The sequence below is a fragment of the Glycomyces halotolerans genome (genome assembly GCF_054779575.1).
The window spans coordinates 154,478-181,431 of sequence record NZ_BAAGXZ010000007.1; the positions used below are offsets into that span (position 1 = coordinate 154,478).

Annotated in this window: 25 protein-coding genes and 1 riboswitch; of the genes, 17 read left to right on the top strand and 8 right to left on the bottom strand. The window is 69.4% G+C overall.

Translation table 11 applies throughout. From position 1 onward, the window contains the following. The first annotated feature begins 421 nt into the window (after window positions 1-421). Window positions 422-3,022 (top strand): glycoside hydrolase family 48 protein, encoded by a 2,601-nt coding sequence (locus tag ACYVL2_RS08765; protein WP_460542287.1) that lies wholly within the window; start codon window positions 422-424, stop codon window positions 3,020-3,022. A gap of 232 nt (window positions 3,023-3,254) precedes the next feature. Here the strand turns inward: ACYVL2_RS08765 and ACYVL2_RS08770 are convergent, their stop codons facing one another. Next, entirely contained in the window at window positions 3,255-3,791 is a 537-nt protein-coding gene (locus ACYVL2_RS08770) for a DUF1349 domain-containing protein (RefSeq protein ID WP_460542289.1), read from the bottom strand. A 590-nt stretch (window positions 3,792-4,381) separates the two neighbouring features. On the opposite strand from ACYVL2_RS08770, the gene ACYVL2_RS08775 reads away from it, so the two are divergent. The 9 genes from ACYVL2_RS08775 to ACYVL2_RS08815 all read left to right on the top strand — a co-directional run bounded on the left by ACYVL2_RS08775 (window position 4,382) and on the right by ACYVL2_RS08815 (window position 15,046). Then, window positions 4,382-4,789, top strand: coding sequence for a hypothetical protein (locus ACYVL2_RS08775; protein ID WP_460542291.1), 408 nt, complete (start codon window positions 4,382-4,384; stop codon window positions 4,787-4,789). Between the two features lie 167 nt (window positions 4,790-4,956). Beyond that, complete coding sequence (gene dnaK, locus ACYVL2_RS08780; protein ID WP_460542293.1) at window positions 4,957-6,804, top strand: molecular chaperone DnaK; 1,848 nt, start codon at window positions 4,957-4,959, stop codon at window positions 6,802-6,804. After that, window positions 6,801-7,643, top strand: a complete 843-nt coding sequence (gene grpE, locus ACYVL2_RS08785; protein ID WP_460542295.1) for a nucleotide exchange factor GrpE — start codon at window positions 6,801-6,803, stop codon at window positions 7,641-7,643. Before dnaK ends, grpE begins: the two co-directional genes overlap by 4 nt. A gap of 47 nt (window positions 7,644-7,690) precedes the next feature. After that, the gene (gene dnaJ, locus ACYVL2_RS08790) at window positions 7,691-8,815 is read left to right on the top strand and encodes a molecular chaperone DnaJ (protein ID WP_460542297.1); all 1,125 of its coding nucleotides are present in this window, start codon (window positions 7,691-7,693) and stop codon (window positions 8,813-8,815) included. A 245-nt stretch (window positions 8,816-9,060) separates the two neighbouring features. Beyond that, entirely contained in the window at window positions 9,061-9,396 is a 336-nt protein-coding gene (locus tag ACYVL2_RS08795; protein ID WP_460542354.1) for a heat shock protein transcriptional repressor HspR, read from the top strand. A gap of 133 nt (window positions 9,397-9,529) precedes the next feature. Beyond that, on the top strand, window positions 9,530-10,882 hold the full coding sequence (locus ACYVL2_RS08800; RefSeq protein WP_460542300.1) for a hemolysin family protein: 1,353 nt from the start codon (window positions 9,530-9,532) through the stop codon (window positions 10,880-10,882). Continuing rightward, entirely contained in the window at window positions 10,879-11,901 is a 1,023-nt protein-coding gene (locus ACYVL2_RS08805; protein ID WP_460542302.1) for a hemolysin family protein, read from the top strand. The genes ACYVL2_RS08800 and ACYVL2_RS08805 overlap by 4 nt, the downstream gene beginning before the upstream one ends. A 131-nt stretch (window positions 11,902-12,032) precedes the next feature. Next, window positions 12,033-13,289, top strand: coding sequence for a coiled-coil domain-containing protein (locus ACYVL2_RS08810; RefSeq protein ID WP_460542304.1), 1,257 nt, complete (start codon window positions 12,033-12,035; stop codon window positions 13,287-13,289). A 140-nt stretch (window positions 13,290-13,429) separates the two neighbouring features. After that, window positions 13,430-15,046 carry a beta-N-acetylhexosaminidase gene (locus tag ACYVL2_RS08815; RefSeq protein ID WP_460542306.1) on the top strand — a complete coding sequence of 539 codons (1,617 nt, stop codon included), beginning with the start codon at window positions 13,430-13,432 and terminating at the stop codon, window positions 15,044-15,046. Between the two features lie 121 nt (window positions 15,047-15,167). Here ACYVL2_RS08815 and ACYVL2_RS08820 read toward each other — a convergent pair whose 3' ends face one another. Then, window positions 15,168-16,106 (bottom strand): C40 family peptidase, encoded by a 939-nt coding sequence (locus ACYVL2_RS08820; protein WP_460542308.1) that lies wholly within the window; start codon window positions 16,104-16,106, stop codon window positions 15,168-15,170. A 9-nt stretch (window positions 16,107-16,115) separates the two neighbouring features. Next, a riboswitch (cyclic di-AMP (ydaO/yuaA leader) is annotated at window positions 16,116-16,284 on the bottom strand. Window positions 16,285-16,515: 231 nt separating this feature from the next. On the opposite strand from ACYVL2_RS08820, the gene ACYVL2_RS08825 reads away from it, so the two are divergent. The 3 genes from ACYVL2_RS08825 to ACYVL2_RS08835 all read left to right on the top strand — a co-directional run bounded on the left by ACYVL2_RS08825 (window position 16,516) and on the right by ACYVL2_RS08835 (window position 17,387). Then, on the top strand, window positions 16,516-16,842 hold the full coding sequence (locus ACYVL2_RS08825) for a metal-sensitive transcriptional regulator (RefSeq protein WP_460542310.1): 327 nt from the start codon (window positions 16,516-16,518) through the stop codon (window positions 16,840-16,842). Window positions 16,843-16,892: 50 nt separating this feature from the next. Next, window positions 16,893-17,105, top strand: a complete 213-nt coding sequence (locus tag ACYVL2_RS08830; protein ID WP_460542312.1) for a heavy-metal-associated domain-containing protein — start codon at window positions 16,893-16,895, stop codon at window positions 17,103-17,105. Between the two features lie 93 nt (window positions 17,106-17,198). Continuing rightward, window positions 17,199-17,387, top strand: coding sequence for a hypothetical protein (locus ACYVL2_RS08835; RefSeq protein WP_460542314.1), 189 nt, complete (start codon window positions 17,199-17,201; stop codon window positions 17,385-17,387). Between the two features lie 99 nt (window positions 17,388-17,486). On the opposite strand, the gene ACYVL2_RS08840 is transcribed toward ACYVL2_RS08835, so the two are convergent. The 3 genes from ACYVL2_RS08840 to ACYVL2_RS08850 are packed head-to-tail and all read right to left on the bottom strand — an operon-like array spanning window position 17,487 to window position 21,232. Next, window positions 17,487-18,425 (bottom strand): sugar ABC transporter permease, encoded by a 939-nt coding sequence (locus ACYVL2_RS08840; protein ID WP_460542316.1) that lies wholly within the window; start codon window positions 18,423-18,425, stop codon window positions 17,487-17,489. Beyond that, the gene (locus ACYVL2_RS08845; RefSeq protein ID WP_460542318.1) at window positions 18,422-19,969 is read right to left on the bottom strand and encodes an ABC transporter permease subunit; all 1,548 of its coding nucleotides are present in this window, start codon (window positions 19,967-19,969) and stop codon (window positions 18,422-18,424) included. The genes ACYVL2_RS08840 and ACYVL2_RS08845 overlap by 4 nt, the downstream gene beginning before the upstream one ends. A gap of 27 nt (window positions 19,970-19,996) precedes the next feature. Then, window positions 19,997-21,232, bottom strand: coding sequence for a sugar ABC transporter substrate-binding protein (locus ACYVL2_RS08850; RefSeq protein ID WP_460542320.1), 1,236 nt, complete (start codon window positions 21,230-21,232; stop codon window positions 19,997-19,999). A 156-nt stretch (window positions 21,233-21,388) separates the two neighbouring features. On the opposite strand from ACYVL2_RS08850, the gene ACYVL2_RS08855 reads away from it, so the two are divergent. The 4 genes from ACYVL2_RS08855 to ACYVL2_RS08870 all read left to right on the top strand — a co-directional run bounded on the left by ACYVL2_RS08855 (window position 21,389) and on the right by ACYVL2_RS08870 (window position 24,795). After that, on the top strand, window positions 21,389-22,417 hold the full coding sequence (locus tag ACYVL2_RS08855; protein ID WP_460542356.1) for a LacI family DNA-binding transcriptional regulator: 1,029 nt from the start codon (window positions 21,389-21,391) through the stop codon (window positions 22,415-22,417). After that, complete coding sequence (locus ACYVL2_RS08860; protein ID WP_460542322.1) at window positions 22,414-23,967, top strand: glycoside hydrolase family 13 protein; 1,554 nt, start codon at window positions 22,414-22,416, stop codon at window positions 23,965-23,967. Before ACYVL2_RS08855 ends, ACYVL2_RS08860 begins: the two co-directional genes overlap by 4 nt. Window positions 23,968-24,094: 127 nt before the next feature. Continuing rightward, window positions 24,095-24,364: a FitA-like ribbon-helix-helix domain-containing protein gene (locus tag ACYVL2_RS08865; protein ID WP_460542358.1), complete on the top strand. Its 270-nt coding sequence runs from the start codon at window positions 24,095-24,097 to the stop codon at window positions 24,362-24,364. Next, window positions 24,364-24,795: a type II toxin-antitoxin system VapC family toxin gene (locus ACYVL2_RS08870; RefSeq protein ID WP_460542324.1), complete on the top strand. Its 432-nt coding sequence runs from the start codon at window positions 24,364-24,366 to the stop codon at window positions 24,793-24,795. Before ACYVL2_RS08865 ends, ACYVL2_RS08870 begins: the two co-directional genes overlap by 1 nt. Window positions 24,796-24,997: 202 nt before the next feature. Here the strand turns inward: ACYVL2_RS08870 and ACYVL2_RS08875 are convergent, their stop codons facing one another. The 3 genes from ACYVL2_RS08875 to fbaA form a co-directional block, all read right to left on the bottom strand. Beyond that, entirely contained in the window at window positions 24,998-25,405 is a 408-nt protein-coding gene (locus ACYVL2_RS08875; protein WP_460542326.1) for a hypothetical protein, read from the bottom strand. 130 nt (window positions 25,406-25,535) lie between these two features. Beyond that, on the bottom strand, window positions 25,536-25,784 hold the full coding sequence (locus ACYVL2_RS08880; protein WP_460542328.1) for a FitA-like ribbon-helix-helix domain-containing protein: 249 nt from the start codon (window positions 25,782-25,784) through the stop codon (window positions 25,536-25,538). A 130-nt stretch (window positions 25,785-25,914) separates the two neighbouring features. Beyond that, window positions 25,915-26,937, bottom strand: a complete 1,023-nt coding sequence (fbaA, locus tag ACYVL2_RS08885; protein ID WP_460542330.1) for a class II fructose-bisphosphate aldolase — start codon at window positions 26,935-26,937, stop codon at window positions 25,915-25,917. Window positions 26,938-26,954 lie beyond the last annotated feature (17 nt).

Below are 26,954 nucleotides of genomic sequence, written 5' to 3' on the forward strand. Positions count from 1 at the left end.
GAGGGGTCGGGCGCTGGGCCCGGCCGGGTATTGCTGGACGTCATCGCTTTGGGAGCGATACCAGCAGCTTACGGGAGCGTGACTCACGACGCAAGCCCGGGTGTGGGAGGCGTTACCCAGTTGTTACGTCGTATGCATGCTCGGAAATATCGAAGCGCTTGTATGCCCTATTTCGACCGGCGCTTTCCACCTTGTCTACCAGGCACTTCATCCCGCTCGGCAAAGCGTGATCAATGCGCGCAAAACAAATTTAGAGATGTCGATGTATTGACATCCTGGGCGACGTCTTGCGAGGATGGCTTGGGAGCGCTTCCCTGGTGGGGACCGATTCGTTCCACCCGTCTCATATGGGGTGCCCCGCTCTACATGAGCGCTCCCATCAGAACCGGACATTTCACACCAGCTCTCAGGAGTAGCCACAATGGAACTCGACAATCTGGCCCCGCCGCCCCGGCGCCGGCGGCGATGGCGCCGCGGCGCCATGATCGGCCTGCCGGTCGCCCTCGTGGGCGCCCTCGGCGCGGTCGCGGCGCCGCAGGCCTTCGCCAACGATCACTGCACGGTCGACTACCGGGTCGTCAACAGCTGGGGCAGCGGCTTCCAGGCCGCCGTCGACATCACCGCCGGCTCGCAAGCCTTCGACGGCTGGACCGTCGAGTGGGACTTCCCCAGCGGCACCGGCGTCAGCTCGGCGTGGAACGTCGACTACAGCGTCAGCGGCGGCCACTTCACCGGCAGCGACGTCGGCTGGAACGGCTCGATCGCCGCCGGCCAGACCCGCGAGGTCTTCGGCTTCATCGGCTCGGGCTCATCGGACATGCCGACCGGCTTCGCGGTCAACGGCCAGTCCTGCGAAGGCGACGTCGACCCGCCGACCGAGGACCCCGAACTGGACGTCTCCGCCACCAACCTCGTGGTCGACGCCGGTGCGACGACCACCCTCGACGTCGGCTTCACCGCCGAGCTGGACGGCGACGTCACCGTCTCCACCTCCCGCTCGGGCGGCTCGACCGACCTGAGCGTCGCCGGCGGCTCCTCGCTGACCTTCGGACCGTCGAACTGGGACGTGCCGCAGTCGGTCACCATCGCCGCCGCCGAGGGCTCGGAGGGCGCGAGCGCGTCCTTCACCGTCTCGGCCGCCGGATTCGACCCGGTCGAGGTGAACGTCAGCGTTCCGACCGGCCCGGGTGAGATCAGCGCCAACGAGGAACGCTTCCTGGAGCTGTACGGGCAGCTGACCGGCTCCGACTCGCCGTATCTCCACGAGTCGGGCGTGCCGTTCCACTCGGTCGAGAAGCTCATCGTCGAGGCGCCCGACTACGGGCACCAGACCACCTCTGAGGCGATGAGCTACCTCATGTGGCTCGAGGCCTCCTACGGTCAGATCACCGGCGACTGGGGACCGTACAACCAGTCGTGGGAGACCACCGAGACCTACATGATCCCGGACATGAACCCGACCAACTACGACCCGTCGAGCCCGGCGTCCTACGCGCCCGAGGCCGACGACCCGTCGAAGTACCCGACGCAGCTCGACTTCGACGTGCCGGTCGGAGAGGACCCGCTGGCCCAGGAGCTGGAGCAGACCTACGGAACCAACCAGATCTACGGCATGCACTGGATCCTGGACGTCGACAACGGCTACGGCTTCGGCGAGTGCGGTGACGGCACCACCGAGCCGGCCTACGTCAACACCTTCCAGCGCGGGCTCCACGAGTCCACGTGGGAGACCGTGACGCACCCGTCGTGCGAGACCTTCGACTTCGGCGGACCGAACGGCTTCCTCGACCTGTTCATCGGCGATGACCAGTACGCCCAGCAGGAGCGGTACACCGCCGCTCCCGACGCCGACGCGCGCGCCGTCCAGGTCGCGTGGCTGGCCGAGCAGTGGGCCGCCGAGCAGGGCAACGCGGGCGCCATCACCGAGTCCACCGAGAAGGCCTCGAAGATGGGCGACTACCTGCGCTACGCCTTCGTCGACAAGTACTTCAAGCAGATCGGCGACTGCGTCGGAGCGGACTCCTGCCCCGGCGCGACCGGCAAGGACTCGTTCCACTACCTGCTGAGCTGGTACTACTCGTGGGGCGCCGGCATGAACGGCGACTGGTCGTTCCGCATCGGCGGCTCGGGCATCCACCAGGGCTACCAGAACGTCATGGCCGCCTACGCCCTGTCCGAGGACATGGCCCCCGACTCGCCCACCGCGGCGGGCGACTGGGCGACCAGCCTCGACACCCAGCTGGAGTTCCTCGAGTGGCTGCAGGCGCCCGAGGGCGCCATCGCCGGCGGCGCGACGAACAACTGGCAGGGCAACTACGGCACGCCGACCTCCAGCGCCGAGTTCAACGGCATGGCCTACGACTGGCAGCCGGTCTGGAACGACCCGCCGTCGAACAACTGGTTCGGCTTCCAGGCCTGGGGCATGGACGACGTGGCGACGTACTACTACCACACCGGTGACCAGCGCGCCGGCGACCTGCTCGACGACTGGGTCGCCTGGGTGCTGGACAACAGCACGATCACCACCAGCGACTGGAGCTTCCCCGGCGACCTCGAGTGGTCGGGCGAGCCCGGCGCCGGCCTGTCGGTCGACGTCGTGAGCCAGTCGCAGGACCCCGGCGTCGCCGGAGCGACCGCCAAGGTCTTGGCGTACTACGCCGCGGCCACGAACGACACCGCGCTCCAGCAGACCGTCTCGGACCTGCTCGACGCGCTGTGGTCGTACAACGACGGCGTGGGCGTGGCCCGTACCGAGCAGCGGGCGGACTACTGCCGCTTCGGCGACGAGGTCTACATCCCGTCGGGCTGGTCGGGCACCATGCCCAACGGCGACGTGATCGAGCCGGGCGTCAGCTTCATCGACATCCGCTCCTTCATGAAGGACTTCGAGGGCTGGAACCAGGTGCAGGCCTACATCGACGGCGGCTGCACCGGCGACGCTCCGGAGTTCACCTATCACCGCTACTGGCACCAGGTGGAGGTCGCCACGGCGTTCTCGACCTACGCCGATCTGTTCGAGTAGCACCTGACGGGGCGCCCGGGCTGTGAGCGGGCGCCCCGGCACGGAAGAAGGGAGCGCGCCTCCCGCCCGCCGGGCGGGAGGCGCGCTTTCGGTCGTCTCGCCAGCGGTGTGCGGAGGCGGCCGGCGCGGTCGCCTCTCCGCTGAGCACACAGGTCGGGTCCGGCGGGGAACCGGAGGCTCACCGGGCCCGACCTCTATGCTCAGAGCCTCGTTGCCCTGAACGGCCGGTCGGTCAGAAGACTTCGATGTCGAGGTCCTGGGCGGCGTCCCAGAAGCTCTCGCTGACCGGGCGGGAGCTGGCGATGCCGCCGAGGGCGCTCACGCCGCCGGGCAGGTAGGTGGAGGCGATGGTGGTGTAGTCGACGCCGTCGTCGGCGTGGGCGACGGTGACGGTGCCGCCTCTGCGGGTGAGCCGCAGCCAGATCTCGTCGGACTCGGTCTCGACCGGCGAGAGCGACCAGTCGGTGTGTTCGCGGGTGGTCACGGTGCTGACCAGGTGCTGCCCGCCGAGGTATTCGGCGCCGGCCTTGACCCAGTTGGTGTCGTCGACGCGGATGGTCAGGGACGCCTCGGCGTGCTGGTGGCGGTGCTCGGGACGGAAGCGCATGGCGACCACGCCGTCGCCGTCGAGGCGGAGACCGTAAATGTAGGCGTTGTCCCGCTGGTGGTCGTCGCCGGCGCGACGGCGGAAAGTGGTCTTGGTCTCGAAGTAGGGATTGATCAATCCACCATCAACAGTCCATTGTACTTCTTCTGAAGGAGATTGCATGAACCAATGATGCCACACGCGAAGCGGTCACATTCGGGCAAAACAGTCGTCGTAACGCAAAGTTAATGGAGACTTTGCACCCTTCATCGCCATGAAACCGCAGGTAAAATGTGATCTGGAGCTCCGGGTGCGGTCTCCGTTACTCTTCGGAGAAAGCGTTTCTCCGTGAGCGTGACAATCATCGCCGGAGGGATTTCGGCGTGCACGTGCATCGTAACGTGCTCGGCGTGCAATGGCAAATGGTCACCGGGTCCATTGGGACGGAGGCGCACGCTTGGTCGTGAATCGGCATTCTTGGTGACCAGAGTGGAATGCGCGGCGAATGGTTCCGCGTCGATCGCCGGATCCGGCGATCGCCCCGTCGTCCGGTCGTGTCCGCTCCGTCCGCGGCCGATGCGAGCGCTCTGGGGCCGAATGCGCTCTCCGGGGTTTTCCGCACCCGCCATCGGGGTATGCCGGACCGGTCGCCCCCTCTCGCGGCCCGCGGGTCGAATCCCGTTCGCACCCGTGTCCTCCCGCCGGGCTCGACCGTTATCCGGGGTGTAAGTAGTCGCGCAGGGCACGGAAGCGATGGCGGATGAGGAGATAGCGTGAGCATGCAGCATTCAGTGAGGTCGGTGTCGCTCGCCTCCGAGCCGGGGGGCGCGCGCGGATTCCCCCGCCAGGACCGATCGGCCCCACCCCGCCGCTCCCGCCACACCGCCGCCGACGACGAGCCCGGCGCCCGCGACTACGCGGGGCGGCGACCGCGCCGCGAGGCGCCCGGCAGCCGCTTCTCGATCGAACAGCCGCCGCCGCTCGAGGCGCCGCAGGGCATCGCCGAGATCACCGGCTGGGAACTGGCCGCGTCCATGTGGCGCGACCACCGCCCCGAGCAGCTCCTCGGCGTCGAGTGCGGCTCGTGCGGGCAGCCCTGGCCCTGTGACGCGTGGGAGATCGCCGATGACATCCTCACTCAGTGCTGCGAGGGCGCCCAGGGCGCCGCCGCCAGAAGTTGAGTCCAGCTGACTCAACTTTCGTGCGATTCGTCACAGTCGCCGAGCCCGGCTTGACAGTCGTGGTCTCCAGGTCGAACATTGAGCCTAGCTGACTCAACTTGGCTCCGGGTCCCGCCCGGCCGCTTGAGACACCTAGACATCTGTTCCACGTATTCCGGGAGATCAACATGGCACGTGCGGTCGGCATCGACCTCGGCACCACGAACTCCGTGGTCAGCGTCCTCGAGGGCGGAGAAGCCACGGTCATCACCAACGCCGAGGGAGCCAGGACGACTCCGTCCATCGTCGCGTTCGCCAAGAACGGCGAAGTCCTCGTCGGCGAGGTCGCCAAGCGCCAGGCGGTCACCAACCCCGATCGGACCATCCGCTCGGTCAAGCGCCACATGGGCACCGACTGGTCGGTCGACATCGACGGCAAGTCCTACACCGCCCAGGAGATCAGCGCGCGCATCCTCATGAAGCTCAAGCGCGACGCCGAAGCCTACCTGGGGGAGAACGTCACCGACGCGGTCGTCACCGTCCCGGCCTACTTCTCCGACGCCCAGCGCACCGCCACCAAGGAGGCCGGCGAGATCGCCGGGCTCAACGTGCTGCGCATCATCAACGAGCCGACCTCGGCCGCGCTCGCCTACGGCCTGGACAAGAGCGAGGAAGAGCAGACCATCCTCGTGTTCGACCTCGGCGGCGGCACCTTCGACGTGTCCCTGCTCGAGATCGCCGACGGCGTCATCCAGGTCAAGGCCACCAGCGGTGACAACCACCTCGGCGGCGACGACTGGGACGACCGGATCATCCAGCACCTGGTCAAGACCTTCAACGGCCAGTACGGGGTCGACCTGTCCAAGGACAAGATGGCCATGCAGCGCCTCAAGGAGGCCGCCGAGAAGGCCAAGATCGAACTCTCCAGCGCCACGCAGACCTCCATCAACCTGCCGTACATCACCGCCGGGCCCGACGGTCCCCTGCACCTGGACGTCTCGCTGACCCGCGCGGAGTTCGAGCAGATGACCTCCGACCTCCTCGACCGCTGCAAGAAGCCGTTCGAGCAGGCCGTCAAGGACGCCGGCATCGACGTCTCGGAGATCAACCACGTCATCCTCGTGGGCGGCTCCACCCGCATGCCCGCCGTCTCCGACCTGGTCAAGCGCCTCATCGGCCGCGACGCCCACAAGGGCGTCAACCCCGACGAGGTCGTCGCCGTCGGCGCCACCCTGCAGGCCGGCGTCCTCAAGGGCGAGGTCAAGGACGTCCTGCTGCTCGACGTCACCCCGCTGAGCCTCGGCATCGAGACCAAGGGCGGGATCTTCACCAAGCTCATCGAGCGCAACACCACGATCCCGACCAAGCGCAGCGAGGTCTTCACCACCGCCGACGACAACCAGCCCTCGGTGCTCATCCAGGTCTTCCAGGGCGAGCGCGAGATCGCCGCCTACAACAAGAAGCTGGGCACCTTCGAGCTGACCGGCCTGCCGCCGGCCCCGCGCGGCGTCCCGCAGATCGAGGTCACCTTCGACATCGACGCCAACGGCATCGTGAACGTCTCGGCCAAGGACACCGCCACCGGCAAGGCCCAGTCGATGACCATCACCGGCGGCTCGAGCCTGGCCAAGGACGACATCGAGCGGATGATGGCCGAGGCCCAGGAGCACGCCGAGGAGGACAAGGCCCGCCGCGAGGAGGCCGAGACCCGCAACATGGGCGAGTCGCTGGTCTACCAGACCGAGAAGCTGCTCGCCGAGAGCGGCGACAAGATCCCCGAGGACACCAAGGGCAAGGTCAGCGAGGCCACCTCGACGCTCAAGTCCGCGCTGGCCGGCTCCGACATCGAGGCGATCAAGAACGCCACCGAGGAGCTGTCGAAGGTCAGCCAGGAGGCGGGCGCGGCGATGTACGCCGCGCAGCAGTCCCAGCAGCAGGAGACGCCGGGGGCCGCTCCCGGAGCGGACGCCGGCGCGGCCGGCGCCGACGACGTTGTTGACGCCGAAATCGTCGACGACGACAAGGACCAGAAGTGAGCGAAGAGGACAAGCGCAGAGCAGAGCGGTCAGAGGAGTCCGAGGAGGCGTCCGCGGAGCCCGGTTCCGGCGATACCGATGGCGCCGAGGCCGAATCCGAGCTGACGGTCGACGACATCCTCGCCGAGGCCTCCGACGACGGCCAGGCCGCCGACGACACCGTCTCGGTCCTGCAGAACACCCTCGAGGAGCGCACGAGAGACCTGCAGCGGCTGAACGCGGAGTTCCAGAACTACCGCAAGCGCGTCGAGCGCGACAAGTCGCGGGCCGGGGAGCTGGCGACGGCGGCGGTGCTCTCGAGCCTGCTGCCGATCCTCGACGACCTGGACCGGGCCCGGGAGCACGGGGACTTGAACGGACCGTTCGGGTCGGTCGCCGAGCAGCTCACCGGGGCGCTGGCCAAGCACGGCCTGGAGTCGTTCGGCGAGAAGGGCGACCGTTTCGATCCGACGGTGCACGAGGCCGTCGCCCACATGCAGATGGGCGATGTGGACGGTCCGACGTGCATCGACGTGATGCGGCACGGGTACCGGCTGGGCGACCGGCTGCTGCGGCCGGCGCTGGTGGCGGTGGCCGAGCCGCTCGAGGAGTCCGAGGAGGACGCGGCCGAGTCGGCCGAGCCCGAGGAGGCGGCCGGTGAGCCGCTGGTGGAGCCGGAGCCGGAGGGGGCCGTCGAGCCCGCCGACGAGGAGCGGACCGAGGAAGCCGAGGCCGAGCCCGACGGCGCCGGGTCCGCCGACGCGGCCGAGACCGAGGACGACGCCGAGGGCGCGTCCGAGCCGAAGGCCGACGGGGGCGACGTCGACGACAAGGGCGACAAGGACGGGAAGGACTCCTGAGTCCCCCTGCCGCACCGTTGATCTGAATATTTCGAAGGAGGCGTCCGGTGGCATCGCAAGAGTGGCTCGAGAAAGACTTCTATGCCGAGCTCGGCGTGCCGCAGGACGCCTCCAAGAAGGACATCGAGCGGGCCTATCGCAGGCTCGCGCGGGAGCTGCACCCGGACCACAATCCGGATCCGAACGCCGAGAACCGCTTCAAGAGCGTCTCGGAGGCCTATTCGGTGCTCCACGACGACAAGGCCAGGGCCGAGTACGACCAGGTCCAGTTGATGAAGTCCGGGCGCGGCGGCTTCGGCGGCATGGGCGGTCCGGGCGGTCCGACGGTGAACTTCGACGACCTGTTCGGCGCCGGGGGCGCCGGCGGTTTCTCGGACCTGTTCGGGGACCTGTTCGGCCGCACCGCCGGGGGCGGGCGCCGGGGCGGTCCGCAGCGCGGCAACGATCTGCGCACGCATCTGACGCTCGATTTCGCCGATGCGGTGCGGGGCACCACCACCGAGTTGCGCATGCGCGCGCCCGGTGAGTGCGAGACGTGCCGCGGGACCGGCGCCAAGCCGGGGACGAGTCCGTCGCGCTGCCTGCGCTGCAACGGCACCGGGCTGGTGACCGAGAACCAGGGGGCCTTCAGTTTCGCGCAGCCGTGCCCGGACTGCGAGGGCACCGGGTCGGTCGTGACCGACCCGTGCGGCGACTGCGGCGGGACCGGTGCGATCACCGCCGAGCGCGTCATCACCGTCCGGGTGCCGGCCGGCATCGCCGACGGGCAGACGATCCGGCTGGCGGGCCGCGGCGCCCCGGGCGACCGGGGCGGGCCGGCGGGCGACCTGCTGGTGCGGGTGAACGTCCGCAGCCATCCGCTGTTCGCGCGTGACGGCGACAATGTGACGCTGCGGTTGCCGGTGTCGTTCCCGGAGGCCGCCGGCGGCGCCAAGATCCGCGTGCCCACGCTCGAGGGTCCGGTGACGGTGAGGATCCCGGCCGGCACGCCGACGGGGCGGGTGCTGCGGGTGGCCGGTCGCGGCGTCCCGGGCAAGGGCGATCTGCTGGTCACCGTGGACGTCGAGGTCCCGGCGGATCTGTCGGTCGAGGCCAAGGAGGCGCTGGCGAAGTACGCGGCCGTCGCTCCGCCGGCCGACCGCTCGAAACTGGAACAGCTGACCGGACAGTGACGTTGCACCGTTCGACGTTGACACCCGCCGGGCGGGTTGCAATGCTGGAGTCCTGAACGCGATGGGAGTGAACCGTGACCGCCTCCGAGAACGCCGGAAGCGGCGACCGGCGCCAGGCCGGCCGTTCCGATCGACGTGAGCCGCGCGTCCGCACCGTCGTCGAGGTCACCTACCACCGGCGTGGCCATGCGGGGGACGAGGTCGACTTCGACGCGAAGATCCTCGCGATCTCCGCGGCCGCCGAGATGGCCGGCATGCACCCGCAGACGTTGCGCCAGTACGACCGGCTCGGTCTGGTCGAGCCCGCCCGCACGCCGGGGGGCGGTCGCCGCTATTCGGCCCGTGATGTGGCGCAGCTGCGGGAGATTCAGCGGCTCAGTCAGGACGAGGGCGTCAACCTCGCCGGCGTCAAGCGCATCATGGACCTCGAACGGGAGGTCGCGGCCATGCGGTCGGAGCTGTCGGCGGTCCTCGACGAGCTCGCGCGCGCCCGCGCGCAGCTCTCGGAGCTGCGCGCGATGGCCGGCCCGTTCCAGAGCCGCAGCACCGACATCGTGCTCTGGCAGGGGAAACGGCGATGACCTTTTGCCGCGGGCCCGGTTGCGGCTAGGATCTTCGCATGTCGAGAGAACGACGAAAACGAAGACTCAGGCGCGCTTCGCGCGATGCCGATTCGGAGCCTCACTCTACGAGGCCCCGCAGGGGGCTTGACCCGTGCTCATAGTGCTCGGACTGGTCATCACCCTGGCCGTCACCGCCGCCACCGGATTCTTCGTGGCCCTCGAATTCGCCTATACCGCAGTCGACCGCTCCCGCCTCGAGGACATCGCCTCGAACGGCGGCAGGCGCGCCGCCCGAGCCGCGCGGGCGCTGCGCATCTGCTCGCGGCTGTCGTTCGCCCTGTCGGGGGCGCAGCTGGGCATCACCGTCACGGCCTTGTTCGTCGGCTTCTTCGCCGAGCCGTATCTGGGACAGGGACTGGCCGGGCTCCTCGGTGTCGCGGGGGTGCCCGCGGCCGTCTCGATCACCGCCGGCGTGATCGTGGCCTTCGTCATCGCCAACGTCATCCAGATGATCCTGGGCGAACTGGGGCCCAAGAACCTCGCCATCGCCCGCACCGAGGCGCTCGCGCTGGCGCTGGCGACGCCCACGCACGTGTACCTGACCGTGTGCGGGCCGATCATCCGCTTCTTCGACACCGCGTCGGTCAAGCTGCTGCGGCTGCTCGGGATTCACGCGGTCGAGGAGCTCGAGCACTCGGCGACGCCTGAGGACCTGCACCGCATCATCGACCTCTCCCGCGACGAGGGCGCGCTCGAGGCCGGGCTGTCGGAGCTGCTCGACCGCGGCCTGGACTTCTCCGAGATCGTCGCCGAACAGGCCATGACGCCCCGAGTCAACGTCCAGACCCTCGACGCCGACGCGTCGGTCGCCGAAGCGGTCGAGGCCCTCGCCGGCGGCCATTCGCGTTTTCCGGTCGTCGGCGAGGACGTCGACGATCTGCGCGGCGTGGTCGGCATCGGCCAGATCATCGACGTCCCGCGGGAGCGGCGCGGGGCCGTCCGCGTCGCCGAGGTCGCCGACGCGGCCCTGCTCGTGCCGGCCTCGCTGCCGCTGCCGAACCTGCTCGAGCAGATGCGCGTCGAGCACCGGCAGCTGGCGTGCGTGGTCGACGAGTTCGGCGGCTTCGCCGGGATCGTGACCCTCGAGGACATCGCCGAGGAGCTGGTCGGGGAGATCCGCGACGAGCAGGACCGCTTCGAGGCCGTCCCGGTGTCCCTGTCCGGCGGCGCCTGGCTCATCCCCGGCCGCTGGCGGATCGACGAGGTCGGCGACGCCACCGGCATCATCCTCCCCGAAGGCGAGCACTACGAGACCATCGCCGGTCTGGTCATGGCCGAGCTCGGCCGCGTCGCCCACCCCGGCGACGCGGTCACGGTCGCCGCGGTCGGCGAGGACGGCCATGAGGCGCCGGTGCGCATGGTCGTGGTCTCGTGCGCTCGGCACGTGCCGCAGGCGATCGAACTGCAGCCGCGCCCGGCCGCCGTACGTCAGGAGCGGCCATGAGCACCGGACCGGCGTTGCTGATCTCGGTGATCCTGCTGGGCGCCAACGCGTTCTTCGTCGCAGCCGAGTTCGCGCTCGTGGCCTCGAGGCCGCACCGCCTCGAGCAGGACGGTTCGCGCGCGGCCCGAGCGGCCCTGCGCGGCACCAAGCACCTGTCGATCATGCTCGCCGGCGCGCAGTTGGGCATCACCGCCTGCACGGTCGGCTTGGGCGCGCTGGCCGAGCCGGCGCTGGCGCACACGATCGAGGTGCCGCTCGAGGCGATCGGCCTCGAGGCCGCCGCGCACCCGATCGCGTTCACGCTCGCGCTGGCGGTGGTGGTGTTCCTCCACATGGTCGTCGGCGAGATGATGCCCAAGTCGTGGGCGATCAGCCACCCCGAGAACTCGGCGATGGCCCTGATCTGGCCGTTCACGGCGTTCGTGACCTTGACCAAGCCGATCCTGCTGACGCTGAACGAGGGCGCGAACATCATGCTGCGGGCCTTCAAGGTCGAGCCGGCCGACGAGAAGGCGCAGGCGCACTCGCCGGAGGAGCTGCGCTACCTGCTGCGGTCCTCGGCCGAGGCGGGGCTGCTGCGCGAGCCGGAGCACCGGATCCTGGCGCACGCGATCGAGGTGCAGCGGCGCGCGGTCGGCGAGGTCGCCGTCCCGTGGTCCGAGGTGGTCACCGTCCCGGCCGCGTCCGGCGCGGTCGAGGTCGAGGACCGCAGCCGGGCCACGGGACGGTCGCGGATGGTCGTGGTCGACGCCGAGGGCCGCCCGGTCGGCCTGGTCCACGTCCGCGAGGCCGTCCAGGCCCGGCCGGACGCCTCGGCCTCGGGCCTGGCCTCGGCGCCGCTGCTCATCGCCGAGGACACGACCGTGTCGGCCGCGGTGGCGCTCATGCGGCGCCAGCGGGCGCAGCTGGCGCTGGTGACCGGCCCCGGGCGGGAGGTCGTCGGCCTGGTGGCCATGGAGGACCTGCTGGAGGAGATCATGGGCGATTTCGAGGACGAGACCGACACCGGCGCGCTCTGACGGAGGGGCCCGGAGGGTCACCGGCGGCAAGGACACGCCCCGCCGGGCGTGTCCATCGCCGATTTCGACCCGGTTCGGCGTGATGATGACTCATCAACCGTTTCCCGTGATCACGTCAACTCTGGAAGAGCATGTCGAAATTCTTCGAGGAGTCCGGGCCCGAATTCGCCGTCAGTATGCGCGGCTACGACCGCCATCAGGTCGACGAGTTCGCCGCCCGGCTGCAGAGCAACATCAAGTCCAGCGAGGAGCGGTCCGCCGAGGCGCGGCGGGCCCTGGAAACCGCTCAGAGTCGACTGCGCACGGCCGAGGAGCGCATCGCGGTCCTCGAGCGGCGCGCGGCCGACCGCGCCGACCAGATCGCCGAGGCCGAGCAGCCGACTTTGGCCGGGCTCGGCTCCCGTGTCGAGAAGATCCTGCGCGTCGCCGAGCACGACGCCGCCGTCCAGCGCCAGGACGCCGGTCGCCGGCAGGCGGCCATGTTGAACGAGGCGCGCGCCGAAGCCGAGGAAGTGGTGCGGACCGCCCGCTCCGAGGCGGCCGAGATCACCGCCACCAGTGAGCAGGAGGTCGCCGAGATCCGCGCTCGGGCGGTCGCGGAGACCGGCGAGCTGCGGGAGAACGCCCGCCGCAGCCACGACCTGGCCGTGGCCGACGCGCGCCGCGAGACCCAGACGACGCAGAGCCAGGCCCGCGCCGACGCCGAGAAGGCCCGGTCGGCCTGCCAGCGCGAGATCGCGCTGCTGCACGCGACCGCCGAGCGGGAGGTGACCGAGGTGAAGGCGATCGCCGTGCGGGAGGCCGATGAGCAGCGCGGCGCGGCGCAGCGGCTGGTGACCGAGGCGGCCGACTATCGCAAGCGCCGCACGCAGGAGCTGACGTTGGCGGAGGCCGACCGGCGCGAGCGCGCGCAGAAGGAGGAGGCCGAGCGGCACCGGCAGGCGGTCGCCACGGCTCAGCGGATCGTGGCCGAGGCCGAGGAGCGGCTGTCGCTGGCCGAGGAGCGTGCCCGCGGTGCGGACAATCGGGCGATCGAGCGGCGCGAGGAGGCCGATCGGCAGGCGGTCGAGCTGTTGCAGCGCGCGGCCGATCAGGTCAGGTCGCTGCGTGGTGAGTCGGAGCGGGAGGCGCAGCGCATCCGGCGCTCGGCCGAGGAGCGGGCCGCCGAGATGGTGGAGCCTTTGGCCGAGGAGGTCGAGACGCTTGTGCGTCAGCGTGACAGCGCGGGGTCGAATCTCAATGATCTGAAGCGTCAGTTGGGTCTGGTCTCGGGGGACGCGGAGTCGGCGGAGGCGGTGTCCTCGTCGGATCCGGCGCCGGCGCGGATCAACCGGCAGCGTGAGCCTTCCGATCTCGATGCGACGCAGCAGCTGCCGGTCGTCCGTTAGCGCTTGTCGGGCGGCGGGGTGTGGCGGGCGGGTCGCTTTCCGCTGACGCGAAGGCTGGCCGTGCGCGGCGGTTGCCTATATTATAAATAAACTGAACTATTAAGGGCCTTCCCCCGCCGCCGACAACACAGGAGCCCCCCATGCCGCGCCGCATATCGCTGATCCCGCAGCCGCGCCACCTCACCGCCACCGGCGGCGAGCTCGACCTCGCCTCCCTCGGCGCCATCGTCGCCCCCGACCCCGAGACCACCGGCCTGGCCTGGCTCCTGTCCGACCTCCTGGCACGCGGCACCGGCCTGCGGCTGCCGGTCGCCGAGGCCTTCGACGGCCCGGCGGTGCGCCTGCGGCTCGAAGGCTCCCGGCCCCAGGATCTGACGACCGAGGCCGAGGCCTACCGGCTCGAGGCCGGCCCCGGCGGCGTCGACCTGTCCGCCGCCCACCCGGCCGGGATCTCGCGCGGCATCGCGACGCTGCGCCAGCTGCTGCCGGCCGCCTCGCTGCGGTCGGCGCCCAGCGCCGAGGCGAAGGTCCCGAACGTGGTGATCGAGGACGAGCCGCGGCTGCGCTGGCGGGGGGTCATGCTCGACGTGGCCCGGCACTTCCAGCCCAAGGACTTCGTGCTGCGCATGATCGACCGGGCCTGGCTGCACCGGCTCAACGTCGTCCACCTGCACCTGACCGACGACCAGGGCTGGCGCATCGAGATCCCCTCGCGTCCCAGGCTCACCGAGGTGGCCTCCTGGCGCGGCGAGACGGTCGTGGGCCACGCCCTGGACGTCCAGGAGTTCGACGGCACGCCGCACGGGGGCCACTACACCCTCGACGACCTGCGCGAGATCGTCGCCTACGCGAACGAGCGGCGCATCCTGGTGGTCCCGGAGATCAACCTCCCCGGCCACACCCGCGCCGTGCTGGCCGCCTACCCCGAGCTCGGCGCCGGCGCGCCCGAACCGGTGGCGACCACCTTCGGGGTCTTCGAGGAGGTCCTCGAGCCGACCGAGGAGGCCCTGGCGTTCGCCCGCGAGGTCTTCGACACGGTCGCGGCGGTGTTCGACTCCCCGTTCATCCACATCGGCGGCGACGAGGTCCCCACCGCGCAGTGGGAGCGGTCGCGGACCGCCAAGGAGCTGATGGAGCGCGAGGGCATCGGCGACGTCCGCGGCGTCCAGGCCTGGTTCACCCGGGCCTTCACCGAGCATCTCACCTCGCTGGGCCGCAGGGTCATCGGCTGGGACGAGATCCTCGAAGGAGGCGGCGCGCCCGCCGAAGCGGTGATCGCGGTGTGGCGCAACGAGGCCTACGTCAAGAAGGCCGCCGACGCCGGGCACGAGGTCATCGTCTCCCCCGAACCGTACGTCTACTTCGACCACTACGAGGGCGACGGCGGCGACGAGCCGCTGCGCATCCACGGGCACACCACGATCGACAAGGTCGCCTCCTGGGACCCGGTGCCCGACGACGTCGAGGCCTCCTCGGTCCTGGGCGCCCAGTGCCAGCTGTGGTCGGAGTACCTGCCGCGGGGCCGCGACGTGGAGTACGCGGCGTTCCCGCGCCTGTCGGTCCTGGCCGACGTCCTGTGGGCTCCGGCCGAGGCGCGGGCGGCCGCGCCGGTGCGCGAGCGGCTCGCGGGCCACCTGGAGCGGCTCGACGCGATGGGGATCAACTACCGGCCCCTGTCCGGGCCCCGGCCCTGGCAGGCCGGCGGCACCGGCCGCCGCAAGCGCTACGACCGCGAGTTCCGGGCCCACCAGGCCTAGGCCGACGCTCGGTGGCCTCTACGATGAGGTGGCCCCCGGCGGCGGCGCCTCGCGATGCGGGTCAGCAGGTCGGCAACGGAGTGGTCGCGCCGACGCCGGGGAGTCTGTGCGGCGGGGCCGGTCAAGGCCGGCCGTAACCGCCTATGTCCATGATGTACATGCTTGCGATCTTGACGTTCGAGCCGGTGCGCGGGGCGTGGATGATCTGCTCGTCGCCGATGTAGATGGCGTTGTGCCCCAGGCCGGAGTAGAAGACGATGTCGCCGGGCCGCAGCTCGCTGCGGGAGACGCGCGCGGTCTCGTTCCACTGCATCTCGACGTTGTGCGACAGCGAGTAGCCCGCCGCGCCCCATGCGCCCTGCACCAGGCCCGAGCAGTCCCAGCTGTCGGGCCCGTCGGAGCCGTACACGTACGGGTCGCCCAGCTGGTCGTAGGCGAACTGGACCACGGTGGAGTCGCCGCTGTAGTCGGGGTTGTTCGCCGGCGGCGGGTCGGGTGTGACCTGGTCGAGCAGCACCTCGAGTTCGTCGATCTCGGCCTCGATCTGGTCCTTCTGCTCCTCGATCTCGCCGAGGATCTCGTCGGCGTCGGCCCTGAGCGTCTCCAGCTCGGTCCTGCGGGTCTCCAGCTCTTCGCCGCGCTCCAGGTGCGCCTGGAGCTGGGCGTTCTCGGCCTGGGTGAGCGACTCCAGGTAGGTGAGGCGGTCGGCGAAGTCCCGGGGGTCGCCGCTGAGGACGGAGTTCACCATCGCGAACTCGCCGCCGGTGTGGGCGACGGCGACGATGTCGGCGATCCGCTCGGCGCTCTCGGCGACGGCCGCTTCGAGTTCGGGCAGCTCGGCCTCGATCTCGGCGATGAGCTTCTCGGCGTCCTCGAGTTCCTCGTTCTTGGCGTTGTAGTCCTCGATGACGAGTTCGAGTTCGGCGTGGCGCTCGTCGATGTCGGCCTCGACCTCCTCGGGGGAGGGCTCGGCTGTGGCCTGGCCCGCGGTCAGCACGAGGGCCGACACGGGCAGCAGCACCGCGGCCATGAGCACGGCTATCGGACGCCGGGTACGCACCAGTGATGCGCTCCTTCCTTCTGCCGCCTACCGGGTTAGCTGTCGGATTCGGGCGGGAAGAAGGTTCGCCCTACCCGCCCTGAGGCGGGATTCACCCCGATCGAATCGGTCGCTTTCGCGGCGTCGATCGCCCTGGTTCCCCGGTTCGCGCGCAGCCCGTCCTCGGCTCGCAAGCCTCACCTTGGTTGGGGTGCTTCGCGATTCGGCGGTGTCGCCTGGCGGCAGCGGGGTGCGGCCGAGTTTCCCATGCGACGGCTTCACGTTAGAGCCACCGCGCCCGCTTGACAAGGGCGGGTGGAGAATTTCTCTGGGAATGGCACGGAATACTACGGGCCGCTGCACGGGAATGACGAACGGTTGCCGAGATACCCCTCAGGGGTATAGACTCGGCTGAGGAGGTACGAACACCATGGCGAGCGAGGAGACGGGCCAGAAGATGGAGCACGGCCACCAGTACTGGTACCACGGCGACAAGGAGGCGCTCGGGCGCCGCCTGCGTCGCATCGAGGGCCAGATCCGAGGGCTGCAGCGGATGGTCGACGAGGACGAGTACTGCATCGACATCCTCACCCAGATCTCGGCCTCCACCAAGGGCCTCCAAGCCGTGGCGGTCAACCTCCTCGAAGGCCACATCGCGCACTGCGTCGCCGAAGCCCAGGTCAAAGGCGACGCCGCAGAGGCCGAAGCGAAAGTCAAGGAAGCCACTGACGCCGTCGCCAGACTGCTCAGGAGCTGACACGCGAGGGCCGACCGCCCGAGCGAGCAATGCCGAGAAAAGGAGCGACCATGCAGACCACTTACCTCGTCAAAGGCATGACCTGCGGCCACTGCGCGAGCGCCGTGACCGAAGAGGTCTCGGGCCTGCCCGGCGTCGAGAACGTCGACGTCGCCGTCGAGACCGGCAAGGTCACCGTGACCTCGGCCGACGCGCTGGCGACCGATGCGGTCCGCGACGCGGTCGACGAGGCCGGCTACGAACTGGTCGGCGTCGCCGAATAACGCCACTCGCCTCCGGGGGTGTCCGAGATCTCGGGCGCCCCCGGAGGCTTTCGGGTTGCGGACCGTTCACCCGCCTGGCGTAAAGTGCAACCCATGGCAGTCTCCGATGACGACCGATCCGTCGAGCTGAACGACGAGGGCTTCGCCGTGCTCCCCGACCAGACCTCGGACGAGGCCGACCACGGCTGGGGCGAGGCGGTGCCGCCGCGGCCGCGATCGGGCCGGGCCCTGTCGGCCCGCGACCGCGAACTGCTCGACGAGCGCCCCCCGCACTGGAGCTGAGACGCCGCGGGAAGGCCGGCGCCGCTGGGAGGCTACGGCCGACCCTCCCGCGCGGCCGTCCCGCCGAAGCGGGACGGCGCGGTGTCGAGCAGTGATCGGTCATCCCTTCACGGCCCCGCCGGTGAGCCCCGAGACGATGTAGCGCTGCAGGCTCATGAACACCGTCACGGTCACCACCGAGGTCAGCAGCGCGCCCGCCGCGAAGACGCCGAAGTAGCTGGCCGGCGCGTTCTCGGCGACGAGGGTCTTCAGCCCGACCGCGAGCGTCATCTCCTCGCGATCGGTCAGGAACAGGCTGGCGAGGATGAAGTCGTTGATGGTGCCCACGAACGCCAGGATCCCCGAGATCGCGATGATCGGCGCCGCCAGCGGCAGGATCATCCCGAAGAAGATCTGCGCGTGGCTGGCGCCGTCGATCGTGGCCGCCTCGTCGAGCTCCTTGGGGATGGTGTCGAAGAAGCCCTTCATCAGCCACGTCGAGACCCCGAGCGCCCCGCCCATGTAGACGAGCATGAGCCCGAGCTTCGTGTTCAGCCCGGCCACCGGGTAGTACTCGCCGATGCCGCCGAAGATCAGGTACAGCGCGACCACGGCCAGGAACGCCGGGAACATCTGGATCAGCAGCAGGAACAGCAGCATCGGGCGGCGCCCTTTGAAGCGGAACCTGCTGAAGGCGTACGCGGCCAGCGACGAGATGAAGATCGAGATGAACGCCGCCGGGACGGCGATGAGCAGCGAGTTGGCGAACCAGGCGGCGAAGGGAATGTTGTCCTCGGTGAACAGCCGCCGGAAGTTGTTCAGGCTGAACGAATCCGGCAGCAGGTTCGTCGCCGACAGCGTCCCGTTCGGATTGAACGCCGCCGAGACCACGTACACGATCGGAATGAGCGCGAACACCAGGACCAGCACGGCCACCAGGTGCCGCCAGCCGGTGTCGGCGGCCCATGTGGACCATCGCGGTCTCCTGGCCCGGGCCGGCGGCCGGACGGTCACCGCGGTCGCCTCGCGCGGAGCCGGGGGTACGGGAGTGCGGGTCATGAGTACACGTCCTCCTGCTTGCGGGTGGTGCGGAACATGACCGCCGAGATGGTGGCGACGATGATGAAGATGAACACGCTGATCGCGCTGGCGAAGCCGTAGTCGGAGCTGGCCGACCCGAAGGCCTGCCGGAAGGCGTAGGTGATCAGCAGGTCGGTGCCGCCGGCCTCCTCGCCGGCGCGGAAGGGCCCGCCGCCGGTGAGCAGTTCGATGGCGTTGAAGTTGTTGAAGTTGAACGCGAAGCTGGAGATCAGCAGCGGCGTGAGCGCCACCAGCAGCAGCGGCAGGGTGATCTTGCGGAAGGCGGTGACGCCGCCGGCGCCGTCGATCTTGGCCGCCTCCAGCGAGTCGGCCGGCAGCGCCTGGAGCGCGCCGAGGCTGATGAGGAACATGTAGGGGAAGCCGAGCCACGTGTTGGCCAACAGTGCCATGGCCCGGGAGGCCCACGCCTGGCCGTACCAGTTCACGTCGAGGCCCAGCAGCTCGTTGACCAGTCCGAAGTCCCGGTTGAACATCTGGGCCCACACCAGGATCATCGCGAACGACGGCATCGCGTACGGCAGGATCATGACCGCCCGGTATGCCTTGGTGCCGCGCATGCCCGGCCGGTTGAGGGCCATCGCGGTGCCCAGGCCGACCGCGAAGGTCAGCAGCACGCTCCCTGCCGCGAAGGCGAGGTTCCAGGCGAAGACGCCGAGGAACGGGCCGCGGATGTCGGGGTCGGTCAGCACCTGCGTGTAGTTCTCGAAGCCGATGTTGACCCGCCAGCCGACCAGGGCGGCCCGGCCGTCCTCGGTGAGGAAGGTGCCGGTCTCGTCGTCGGCGTGCCAGACGGTGCCGGTGGCGCTGTCGGTGATGCAGTCGCAGGCCTCGTCGTAGGAGCGGGTGGAGGCGCCTTCGAACGCCGACAGGCCCTGCACCTTGATGCCGGTGGTCTCGCCGGTGGGCACGGCCAGCGCCGTCAGCTCGTCCTGGCGTTCGTTCAGCTCGGCGAGGTCCCAGACGGTGTAGCCCTCGGCGGCGGTGACGCGGCCGGACTGGTCGGTCTCGGCCTCGGGGAGCGCTGAGAGGCCCTCTTCGGTGCCGGCCCAGGTGGAGCCGTCGGAGGTGTCGGTGAGCAGGAGAGTGAGTTCGCCGGAGGCGGATTCGCCGGCGGCGAGGAGGTAGGTGGTGCCGCCGGGGGTCTGCTGGACTCCGGCGGCGACGATCGCCTCGACGGCCTGTTCCTTGCCGACTCGGTGGCCGTCGCCGTAGTTGGAGAAGGAGGTGCCGATGGTCATGATGACCGGGATGATCTGGAAGGCGATGAGCAGCAGCGTCCCGGGTACGAGGTATTTGGGGGGGATGGTGCGGCGCTGCAGGTAGACGTAGAAGAGGGTCGCGACGACGGCCGCCTCGATGACCAGGGCCCACCAGGCCTGGGCGCGGACGAGGGGCAACGCCGCCCAGGCGGCCAGGGCCGCCACCAGCGCGAGCACGGCGATCTTGGCGATCTGGCCCGCGGCGGTGCCGGATCCGGCCGCCTGGGAACGTTGGTCGAGCACTGTGAAGCTTCCTTTGCTCGTCGGCGGCTAGGAGCCCGCGATGGCGTCGCGGATGCTCTGGGCGGCGGTGGTGGCGGCGTCCTCGCCGTCGGTGGTGCCGTCGATGGTGTCGGCTTCGGCGCGGCCGAAGGGCTCCCAGACGGCGTTCATCGCGGGGATGTTCGGCATGGGGACGGCGTGTTCGCCGGCCGCGGCGAAGCCTTGGACGTCGGCGTTGCCTTCGGAGTAGGCCTCGGCGGCGGCGGTGAGGGCGGGCAGGCGTCCGCCGGCTTCGGCGAGTTTGAGCTGGAGGTCCTCGGTGAGCACGTAGTTGGTGACGAACTCCTGGGCGAACAGGGCGTTCTGGGCCGAGGAGGAGACGTAGAAGCCCTGGACGCCCATGAAGGGGGCGGCGGGGTTCTGGCCTTCGAAGCCGGGGATGGCGGTGACCTCGTATTCGATGCCGGCGTTCTGGGCGTCGGTGAGCGCCCAGGGGCCGGAGATGAGGAACGGGGCCTGGCCTTCGGTGAAGAAGGGGATGGCGTTGGAGCCGTCGATGGAGGTCGAGAGGACTCCGGCCTGGCCGAGTTCGGCGAACTTCTCGAAGGCGGCGATGCCGCCGGGCGAGTCGACGCCGACGTCGCTGGGGTCGAGGCTGCCGGAGCCGTCGTCGCCGAACAGGTAGCCGCCCATGGACGAGAAGATCGGGTAGCCGTGGTAGGCGTCGCCGTCGGGTCCGACCGGCAGGAGCAGCGCGTTGTCGGTGCCGGCGGCCTCGCCGGCGGCGATGAGCTCTTCGAAGGTGGTGGGCGCTTCGGCGGCGAGGGCGGTGTTGCGGATCAGGCCGATGTTCTCGATGGCGTAGGGGACGGCGTAGAGGTTGCCCTCGACGGTGAAGGCCTTGACGGAGGCCTCGTTGAGGGCGCTCTGCTGGTCGGCGGTCAGGGTGATGGGGCTGATGACGCCGTCGGCGGCGAGCTGGCCGGACCAGTCGTGGGCGCCCACGACGATGTCGGGGCCCTGGCCCTGTTCGGCGGCGGCGATGAAGTCCTCGCGGAGGGTCTCCACGTGTTCTTCGACGGTGACCTTGACGCCGACCTGGGCCTCGAAGTCCGCGACGAACTCCTTGAGCACCGGGGTGCGGGTCTCATCGGCCCAGATGACCAGTTCGCCGGAGAATTCCTGCTCCTGGCCGGTGTCTTCGCCGCTGTCGGACCCGCAGGCGGCGGCCGCTCCGAGTGCGGCGGCAGAGACGGCGGCGGTGCCGATGGTCCTTCTACGCATGATGTAGTACCTCTCCTCATTGAGGGCGGCCCGATGACTGAGAGGTCCGACCGGGCCGGTGATGAAGGTCATGGGCTTACGCCCTGACCCTCCGTAGATTAGCAAGATGTTTCATAAACCGGAAACCCTTGCAATCAAAATGTTGCCAACTTTCAGATAGGCTACTCTGTCATCATGCGGCTTCGACTCTCTGACATCGCCCGACAGGCCGGGGTCAGTGAGGCGACGGTGTCACGGGTCCTCAACGACAAGCCCGGTGTCGGCGCTCAAACCCGGCAATCCGTCCTCACTGCACTCGACGTCCTGGGCTACGAACGGCCACAGGCCCTTCGCAAGCACGCCATCGGCCTGATCGGCCTCGTCGTTCCCGAGCTCGCGAACCCGATCTTCCCCCTGTACGCCCAGACGATCTCCAACGTCCTGGCCGGATCCGGGTACACGCCGGTGCTGTGCACCCAGACGCCCGGCGGCGTCAGCGAGGACGAATTCGTCGACATGCTCCGCGAACGGAGCGTGGCCGGCATCATCTTCGTCTCCGGCCTCCACGCCGACACGACCGCCAGCACCGACCGCTACCAGGAACTCAAGGACAAGCGCCTGCCGGTGGCGTTCGTGACCGGCCACCCCGAAGGCGTCGAGGCCGCCTCCTTCTCCTGCGACGACGCCACCGCCGCCCGCATCGCCGTCGACCACCTCGCCGGCCTCGGCCACCGCCGCATCGGCCTGGTCTCGGGCCCCGACCGCTACTGGCCGGTCCAGCGCAAGATCCGCGGCTACCGCGCCGCGATGCAGCCGCTCGGCACCGAGCTGATCGAGCTGACCCTCTTCAGCGAGCAGGGCGGACACGCCGCCGCCAGCCGCCTCATCGACCGCGGCGCCACCGCCGTCGTCTGCGGCTCCGACATGATGGCCCTCGGCGCCATCCGCGCCGCCGAAGAACGCGGCCTGACCGTCCCGCAAGACTTTTCAGTGGTCGGCTACGACGACTCCCCGCTCATCGCCCACACCAACCCCCCGCTCACGACCGTGCGGCAGCCGGTGCGCGACATCGCCACCGCCGCCGCCCGAGCCCTGCTCGACGAGATCGCCGGGCAGCCCACACCGTCGTCGGAATACCTGTTCCGGCCCGAACTCGTCGTACGCGGCTCCACCGGTGCGGCACCCGATCAGAGAGGACACTCATGAGCGACAACTGGTGGCGCGAGGCGGTCATCTACCAGGTGTACCCGCGCTCATTCGCCGACGCGAACGGCGACGGCATGGGCGACCTGGCGGGCGTGCGCTCACGCATCCCCTACCTCGCCCGGCTCGGCGTGGACGCCATCTGGCTCTCGCCGTTCTACGCCTCGCCGCAGAAGGACGCCGGATACGACGTGTCCGACTACCGGGCGGTCGACCCGCGCTTCGGCACCCTCGACGACTTCGACGCCATGATGGAGGCCGCCCACGGCGCCGGCATCCGCATCATCGTCGACCTGGTCCCCAACCACACCTCCAGCGAGCACGCATGGTTCACCGCCGCGCTGGAGGCCGGACCCGGCAGCGACGAACGCGCCCGCTACCACTTCCGCGACGTCGACCCCGACAAGCCGGACGTGCCGCCGAACAACTGGCAGTCGATCTTCGGCGGCCCCGCCTGGACCAAGACCCCCGACGGCAAGCAGTGGTACCTGCACCTGTTCGACTCCTCGCAGCCGGACCTGAACTGGGACAACCCCGAAGTCCACGCCGAGTTCGAGTCGGTCCTGCGGTTCTGGCTCGACCGCGGCGTCGACGGCTTCCGCATCGACGTCGCCCACGGCATGGTCAAGGCCCCCGGACTGCCCGACACCGGCGGCGACGGCTCGATCGAGATGATCGGCACCACGCAGGCGCCGTTCTTCGACCAGGACGGCGTCCACGACATCTACCGCGCCTGGCGGCCGATCATCGAGCAGTACGAGGGCGACCGGATCTTCGTGGCCGAGGCCTGGACCGACTCGGCCGAGCGCCGGGCCCTGTACCTGCGCAGCGACGAACTCCACCAGGCGTTCAACTTCGACCTGGTGCTGGCGCCGTTCCAGGCCGCCGACTTCCGCAAGGCCATCGACGCCGAGATCGCCAACAACGCCGGCGTGGGCGCGCCGTGCACCTGGGTGCTGTCGAACCACGACGTGCAGCGGCACGTGACCCGCTACGGCGACGGCGAGACCGGCCTGGCGCGCGCCAAGGCCGCCACGCAGCTGCTGCTGGCGCTGCCGGGAGTCGTGTACGTCTACCAAGGCGAGGAGCTCGGTCTCAACGAGGTCCTCGACCTGCCCGACGAGGTCAGGGAGGACCCGACGTTCCACCGCACCGGCGGCGAGCAGATCGGCCGCGACGGCTGCCGCGTCCCCCTGCCGTGGAAGCGCTCGGGGCCCTCGCTCGGCTTCGGCGACGCCCCCGGGTGGCTGCCGCAGCCGGCCGGCTGGGCCGAGAAGTCGGCCGAGGCCCAGGACGGCGTCGCGGGCTCCGTCCTCGAGTTCTACCGGACCGCGATCGCGCTCCGCAAGCGCCACAAGGCGACCGGCCTGACGTGGCTGGACGACCCGGGCGACGGCGCCGTGGCCTTCGACAACGGCGCGCTGGTGTGCGTCACGAACTTCGGCGACGAGCCGGTCGCCCTGGACGGCTTCGACGGCGAGGTCCTCCTGGCCAGCAGCGAACTGCGGGATGGCCGCCTCCCCGGAGGCGCCACCGCCTGGCTCACGAGGTAACCGAACGACACGCGGGGGCGGTGGGCCATGGCCCACCGCCCCTCCTTCGCATAGATGAATGCATGGTTTTGGCCTGTTCATGACCGGTTCGGGCTGCTAGCATCGCTACCGTCAGGGGGTGAATACCATGACCGATGCTCATCCCGAGGCCAGAGCAATGTCGATCCGCGGGATCGATCCCGCCGTCTACGAGTCCATCCGGGTCCGTGCCGCCCATCACGGCCAATCGATGGAGTCCGAGGTCAGGGAGATCCTGACCCGGGCTGCTGACGGCGATTTCAACCGTCGGCCGATGGAACTCGGCAACCTCATACACTCGTATGTCGCGGAGATCGGTGGAGTGGACCTGGAACTTCCGGATCGCAGCGAGCCCGATCGTGAGCTCGATCTGTCGTGATGGTCGTCTTCGACACCAATGTCATTTCCGAACTGATCCGGGAGAACGGCGATTTCGGTGTTCTCGTATGGGCCAACAGATACACCTTCGATGGCCTGACCACTGCCGTGTGCATCGCAGAACTCAAGTGGGGTGTGGAGAAGCTCCCCAAAGGCAGAAAGCGCTCGGTTCTCGAGGTCGCCGTGGATCGACTCGAGACCGAGGCCTTCCGAGACCGGATCCTTCCATTCGATGCCCGGGCAGCCGCCCACTACGGGCAAATCAGAAAAATGCGGAGCCAAGTAGGCCGTCCGATCAGTCCTACCGACGCGATGATCGCTGCCATCTGCGCATCGCGGGGCACTGCGCTTGCCACGAGGCACACGAAGGATTTCGAGGGCACCGGTGTGCCGCTCCTCAATCCGTGGAAGGGCGGGCACACCCCGGAATGATCGTTGCCGCGCGGGGGCGTGCTGGGCATCCGGGCAAGGTCTGTGACGCCATGTTCGCGGTGATCTGCCGAACGCGGGGTGCGATAGTGGCGACCCGCGACATCAAGGATTTCGAGGACTCGGGCGTTGCCCTGGCCAACCCTTGGGAGGCCTGAGCGGTCGCGCAGGCACCGGCGGGCGAAGCCGCCGGCCTCCGCGGTGCTCACGGCTGCGGCTGCGCGGGCCATCGGTGCTCAATGGCGGCTTGCAGCCCGACCCAGTCCGAGACTCGGACCAGGATCGTGTTGACCTGAACCGGCTCCCGGTCCCCGTCGGCTCTTACCACGTGCAGACGACCGTCTTCGAGCGAAAGTCGGTCACCGGCGTGCAGCTCGGTTATCACGGTCCGGCTCTGCAGTCGGCTGACGATCCGGTCCGGCTCGATTTCGAGGATCGCCATGTTCCTCAACAGTACGGCGACGGTCGCTCCGAGCACGCCTCCGATTGCAAAGAGATCCGAGAACCCGTCGCCTGTGGCGCGAAAGAGGGCCAGGCTGATCACCGAGAAGCCCAGCATGCCGAAGACGAGCAGCGCCGTGAACCACAGAGGAGTTCTCACCTTGTATGTCATCCGGTATCAGTAACACGGGCCGTCACAAAGGTGGTCTCGGGAGCCCGGCCGCAGAGTGGCCGGGCAGGTCCGGTTCCGTCAGGGTCGGAGTCGATGAGAGCTGGAGCGAGAACCGAGGAATCGACGACGATCATCGAGGATCCCTCTCCTCTCGCAGGATGGCGACCGCGTCAGCGCTCGACAGATGCCCGGTCGCCTCTCGGTCGATCCGGTCGAACACCTCTTTGGTCGACGGGAGCCGAGCTTCGCGAACGAGCTTCTGCAGCAGGTCTTCCTCGAGCGACACGCCAGCGACCGCCGCGCGCCGTTCCCAGTACTCGCGGGCCTCGTTCGGCAGGTCTGTGACGATGTCCGTTGAATGAGCGTAATTCTCGATCACGCAAGCATGTTGTGGAACTGAAGCCCGGAACGTCCGCATCGGAGTGCCCCGGTGTGTCGATCTGCCCGTCAAAGCACGAAGGTCCCGGGCCGCCTGCGGCCCGGGACCTTGCAACTCGATGCTGCTGAGCCTATTTGATCTTCTGGCCGGCGCTGCGGAGGCGCTCGCAGGCCTCGACGATGCGCTTGGCCATGCCGGCCTCGGCCAGCTTGCCGTAGGCGCGGGGGTCGTAGGCCTTCTTGTTGCCGACCTCGCCCTCGACCTTGAGCACGCCGTCGTAGTTGCGGAACATGTGGTCGACGATCGGGCGGGTGAAGGCGTACTGGGTGTCGGTGTCGATGTTCATCTTCACCACGCCGTAGTCCACCGCGTCGCTGATCTCCTGCTCGGTCGAACCGGACCCGCCGTGGAAGACCAGGTCGAACGGCTTGTCCTTGCCGAGCTCCTTGCCGATCTCGTCCTGGATCTCCTTGAGGATCTCCGGACGCAGCTTGACGTTGCCGGGCTTGTAGACGCCGTGGACGTTGCCGAAGGTCAGCGCCGCCATGTAGCGGCCCTTCTCGCCGGCGCCGAGGGCCTCGACGGTGGCGCGGGCGTCGGCCACGCTGGTGTAGAGCTTCTCGTCGATCGCGGCCGAGACGCCGTCCTCTTCACCGCCGACGACGCCGATCTCGACCTCCAGGACGATGTTGGCCTCGGCGGTGCGCTCGAGCAGCTCGGCGGCGATCTCCAGGTTCTCGCCCAGCGGCACGGCCGAGCCGTCCCACATGTGCGACTGGAACAGCGGGTTCTCGCCGCGGGCGACGCGCTCCTCGCTGACGGCCAGCAGCGGGCGGACGAACTTGTCGAGGTTCTCCTTGGGGCAGTGGTCGGTGTGCAGCGCGATGTTGACCGGGTAGTTCTTGGCGATCTCGTGGGCGGCCGCGGCGAGCGCGACCGAGCCGGTCACCATGTCCTTGACCGTCGGGCCGGAGATGTACTGGGCGCCGCCGGTCGAGACCTGGACGATGCCGTCGGACTCGGCCTCGGCGAAGGCGGCCAGGGCGGCGTTGAGGGTCTGGGTCGAGGTCACGTTGATCGCCGGGTAGGCGAAGGAGTTGTCCTTCGCCCGGTCGAGCATCTCGTTGTAAACCTCAGGTGTCGCGATAGGCATGCTGCCTGCTCCTTAGT